Source organism: Acinetobacter sp. 742879 (assembly GCF_000588535.1).
GTDB classification, from domain to species: Bacteria; Pseudomonadota; Gammaproteobacteria; order Pseudomonadales; family Moraxellaceae; genus Acinetobacter; species Acinetobacter pittii.
The window spans coordinates 1-3,597 of the sequence record NZ_JFYC01000032.1 but is presented as its reverse complement, the minus strand read 5'-3'; the positions used below and the strand labels follow the sequence as shown (position 1 = coordinate 3,597).

Below are 3,597 nucleotides of genomic sequence, written 5' to 3'. Positions count from 1 at the left end.
CAATTCCATTAACAAAAGTGGATGAGCGTATTGGTACAACAGCAATCCAAATTGATCCTGCAAAAATTGTAGGTATTGTATTTAACGATACACATGACTCACCATCAACAGTAACTCCTCCAGATGATGAGACTCAAGGCATTGCAAACCACTTAATTGCTTTCTTTAATAAAGAAGTTGCAGAAGGTCGTTTACCGAAAAACCTTGGTCCATTACAAGCAGGAATTGGTTCTATTGCCAACGCTGTATTAACAGGTTTAAAAGATTCTGATTTTGAAGACCTCATCATGTACTCAGAAGTACTACAAGACTGTACTTTTGAACTCATTGATGCAGGCAAAATGAAATTTGCTTCTGGTAGCTCAATTACCCTTTCTGCAAAATGTGGTGAAAAAGTTTTTGGCAATATCGAAGCTTACAAAGACAAATTAGTGCTTCGTCCACAAGAAATTTCTAACCATCCTGAATTGGTTCGTCGTTTAGGGATTATCGGCATTAACACTGCGCTTGAGTTTGATATTTACGGTAACGTGAACTCAACTCACGTGTGTGGTACTAAAATGATGAACGGTATTGGTGGTTCAGGTGACTTCGCTCGTAACGCTCACTTGGCGATCTTTGTAACCAAATCAATTGCTAAAGGCGGCGATATCTCTTCTATCGTACCAATGGTAAGCCACGTTGATCACAGTGAACACGACGTTGATATTTTAGTGACAGAGCAAGGTTTAGCAGACTTACGCGGTTTAGCGCCTCGTGAACGCGCTCGCGCTATTATTGATAATTGTGTACACCCACTTTATCGTGATGCATTAAATGACTACTTTGACCGTGCATGTACGAAAGGTGGACATACTCCTCACTTACTTCGTGAAGCATTGTCTTGGCATGCAAACTTCGAAGAAACAGGTCAAATGCTTCAAGCAGCACCAGTTGCAAAATCAGCTTAAATCACTGGTTTAATTCAAGCACTCCTTCGGGGGTGCTTTTTTATTTGTTTAAATTATTAATAAAAAACTGCTCAAGCCCGAATTTTTATTTTATCTTTTCAGCACATCAAAACAAAAAGTAGAAATCCATATGTTTATTATTCGTCAATTTACAAATGCAGATCTGGATGATGTCGTTATTTTATGGGAAAGCTGTGGTCTAACCCGTCCTTGGAATAATCCTGAAACCGATATTTTCAGGAAAGTCTCGCAACAGGATGATTTGTTTTTGGTTGCTATTAAAGATGAGCAACTGATTGGCACGCTTATGGGCGGCTACGACGGCCATAGAGGCTGGATTAACTATTTGGCTGTTCACCCCCACCAACAACGCTTAGGAATCGCTACAGCGCTTGTTCAGCAGCTTGAGAAGCGACTGATTGCTCGCGGCTGCCCAAAACTTCAATTATTAGTCCGTAAAGACAATTTGAATGTGTTGAACTTTTACGAACAGCTTGGCTATGACGAGATAGAAGCAGTGTGCTTAGGAAAACGACTTATTCGTGATAGTTCTCACGATTAGAGACAAGTTTTCAGTTGAGCCATTTTTAGAAAGTTAAGGCAATATTGGGGATAACTCTTTGCTTGTGGATAAAATGAGATTTATACACAGGTAAGGTCTTAATATTTTTATTAAATAAACAGGCATGAAAAAAGCCCCATACATTATATATGGGGCTTTTTCGAATATGGTGGCGAGACCCAGGATCGAACTGGGGACACACGGATTTTCAATCCGTTGCTCTACCTACTGAGCTATCACGCCGATGGCCTGTATTAAGCCGTATCTCAGAACAATAGTCAACAATTATCCTGAGTTTCTGATTTAAATGAGTATTTTTTATACTTAAAAAAAATCCCTGATGGGATCAGGGATTGAAAACACAAATAATGGTGGCGAGACCCAGGATCGAACTGGGGACACACGGATTTTCAATCCGTTGCTCTACCTACTGAGCTATCACGCCGAATTGGGCGTATTAAACAATGTTTATAAGAAGACGTCAAGCAACTTCCGTGTTTTTTGTAACAAGTGATTATTTTTAAATCACAACCACAAAATAATAGAAGCTTTTAGTGATGTAGTTTACCAATGTGAGCCAAACAGCGATGAATCGCGCCACAGCCTGGTTCAAAAGTTTTAACACCTTTTGACTCTTCTATGCGGCAAGCTTCTTCGACTAAGCGCTCAGCTACCCCACGACCACGGTTCGCAGGGTGCACAACAATATATTCAAGAACCTTGCTTTCGCCTTGTCCTGAAGACCAAATTGCACCTATAATTTTGGTGTTAAATTCGGCAGTGTATAGCGTGGTATACTGTTGTAAATCTTGTTCAAGTTGTTCAATCGCATCGTGCCCGTCACCAAACTCCGGACTTGTATCATACAGTCGCTCAAGCTGATCGCGGATCTCTGAATTATCTAGAGAACTATAAGCATGTACGGTAATAGGCATTGATTAACCCTCCTGAGCAAACTATGATGCTGTCACGAATTCGTCACAGCGAAATTGTCGTTAACATCCAATCATTTTTGACGTTTTTTGAGGAACGTGTCCATGACGCAACGTATCAGTGAAGTGGTTAGAAATACCAATGAAACCAAAATTCGAGTTCGTTTAAATCTCGACGGTACTGGTCAAGGCACACTAAACACTGGAGTTCCATTTTTAGACCATATGATTGATCAAATCAAGCGACATGGCTTATTTGATATCGATATTCATTGTGACGGAGACCTCGAGATTGATGATCACCACACCGTAGAAGACTGTGGTATCACGCTTGGACAAGCTTTTGCACAAGCTTTGGGCGATAAAAAAGGTTTAAAACGCTATGGTCATTTTTATGCACCATTAGACGAAGCTTTATCTCGCGTTGTTGTAGATTTATCTGGTCGTCCGGGTTTATTCATGGATATTCCATTTACTCGTGCGCGCATCGGTACATTTGATGTCGATTTATTTTCTGAGTTTTTCCAAGGTTTCGTAAACCATGCGCTTATGACCTTACACATCGATAACTTAAAAGGTAAAAATAGCCACCATCAAATCGAAAGTGTTTTTAAAGCACTTGCTCGTGCTTTACGTATGGCATGTGAAGTTGATCCACGTGCAGAAAACACGATTGCATCGACAAAAGGTAGCCTCTAATGACACGTATCGCGTTACTTGATTATGGCATGGGCAATCTACACTCAGCAGCTAAAGCACTTGAGCATGTGGGCGCTACAGTCGATGTGACCAATGATCCAAAGTTAATTGCACGAGCCGACAAAATTGTTTTTCCAGGTGTGGGTGCAATGCGTGACTGTATGCAAGGTATGCGTGAAGCAGGTATTGATGAAGTTGTACGTAAAGCTGCTTTTAATAAACCTGTTCTTGCGATTTGTGTAGGTATGCAAGCATTGCTACAAAGTTCTGAAGAAAATGGCGGTGTAGACGCATTAGGTATTTTTGACGGCGTAGTAAAACATTTCCCTCAAATGGAAGGTTTGAAAGTACCACACATGGGCTGGAACCAAGTTCACCAAATGGACCCAAGCCATCCAATGTGGAACAACATCGAACAAGATGCTCGCTTCTACTTTGTACATAGTTACTATGT

General features: G+C 40.7%; 5 protein-coding genes and 2 tRNA genes. 4 read left to right on the top strand and 3 right to left on the bottom strand.

Annotated elements, in window-relative coordinates; translation table 11 throughout:
• Positions 1-950, top strand: a 950-nt coding sequence (locus J690_RS23360; RefSeq protein ID WP_032038794.1) for an acetyl-CoA hydrolase/transferase C-terminal domain-containing protein, incomplete at its 5' end; no start/stop codon positions are given.
• 130 nt (positions 951-1,080) lie between these two features.
• Positions 1,081-1,512 (top strand): GNAT family acetyltransferase, encoded by a 432-nt coding sequence (locus J690_RS23355; protein WP_032036583.1) that lies wholly within the window; start codon positions 1,081-1,083, stop codon positions 1,510-1,512.
• A 167-nt stretch (positions 1,513-1,679) separates the two neighbouring features.
• Here J690_RS23355 and J690_RS23350 read toward each other — a convergent pair.
• The 3 genes from J690_RS23350 to J690_RS23340 all read right to left on the bottom strand — a co-directional run bounded on the left by J690_RS23350 (position 1,680) and on the right by J690_RS23340 (position 2,447).
• Positions 1,680-1,755 (bottom strand) — tRNA-Phe (locus J690_RS23350).
• Between the two features lie 126 nt (positions 1,756-1,881).
• Positions 1,882-1,957, bottom strand: a tRNA-Phe gene (locus tag J690_RS23345).
• A 106-nt stretch (positions 1,958-2,063) separates the two neighbouring features.
• Positions 2,064-2,447 carry a GNAT family N-acetyltransferase gene (locus J690_RS23340; RefSeq protein ID WP_002116928.1) on the bottom strand — a complete coding sequence of 128 codons (384 nt, stop codon included), beginning with the start codon at positions 2,445-2,447 and terminating at the stop codon, positions 2,064-2,066.
• 102 nt (positions 2,448-2,549) lie between these two features.
• Between J690_RS23340 and hisB the strand changes: the two genes are divergently transcribed.
• The gene (hisB, locus tag J690_RS23335; RefSeq protein WP_002116767.1) at positions 2,550-3,143 is read left to right on the top strand and encodes an imidazoleglycerol-phosphate dehydratase HisB; all 594 of its coding nucleotides are present in this window, start codon (positions 2,550-2,552) and stop codon (positions 3,141-3,143) included.
• Positions 3,143-3,597 (top strand): imidazole glycerol phosphate synthase subunit HisH (gene hisH, locus J690_RS23330; RefSeq protein WP_032038787.1); only part of this gene is annotated, 455 nt, incomplete at its 3' end. The genes hisB and hisH, both read left to right, overlap by 1 nt.

What these genes read in the sequence shown, in the direction of transcription:
- J690_RS23355 (WP_032036583.1), top strand. Translation starts at nt 1,081, where the DNA reads ATGTTTATTATTCGTCAATTTACAAATGCAGATCTGGATGATGTCGTT.
- J690_RS23340 (WP_002116928.1), bottom strand. Translation starts at nt 2,447, where the DNA reads ATGCCTATTACCGTACATGCTTATAGTTCTCTAGATAATTCAGAGATC.
- hisB (WP_002116767.1), top strand. Translation starts at nt 2,550, where the DNA reads ATGACGCAACGTATCAGTGAAGTGGTTAGAAATACCAATGAAACCAAA.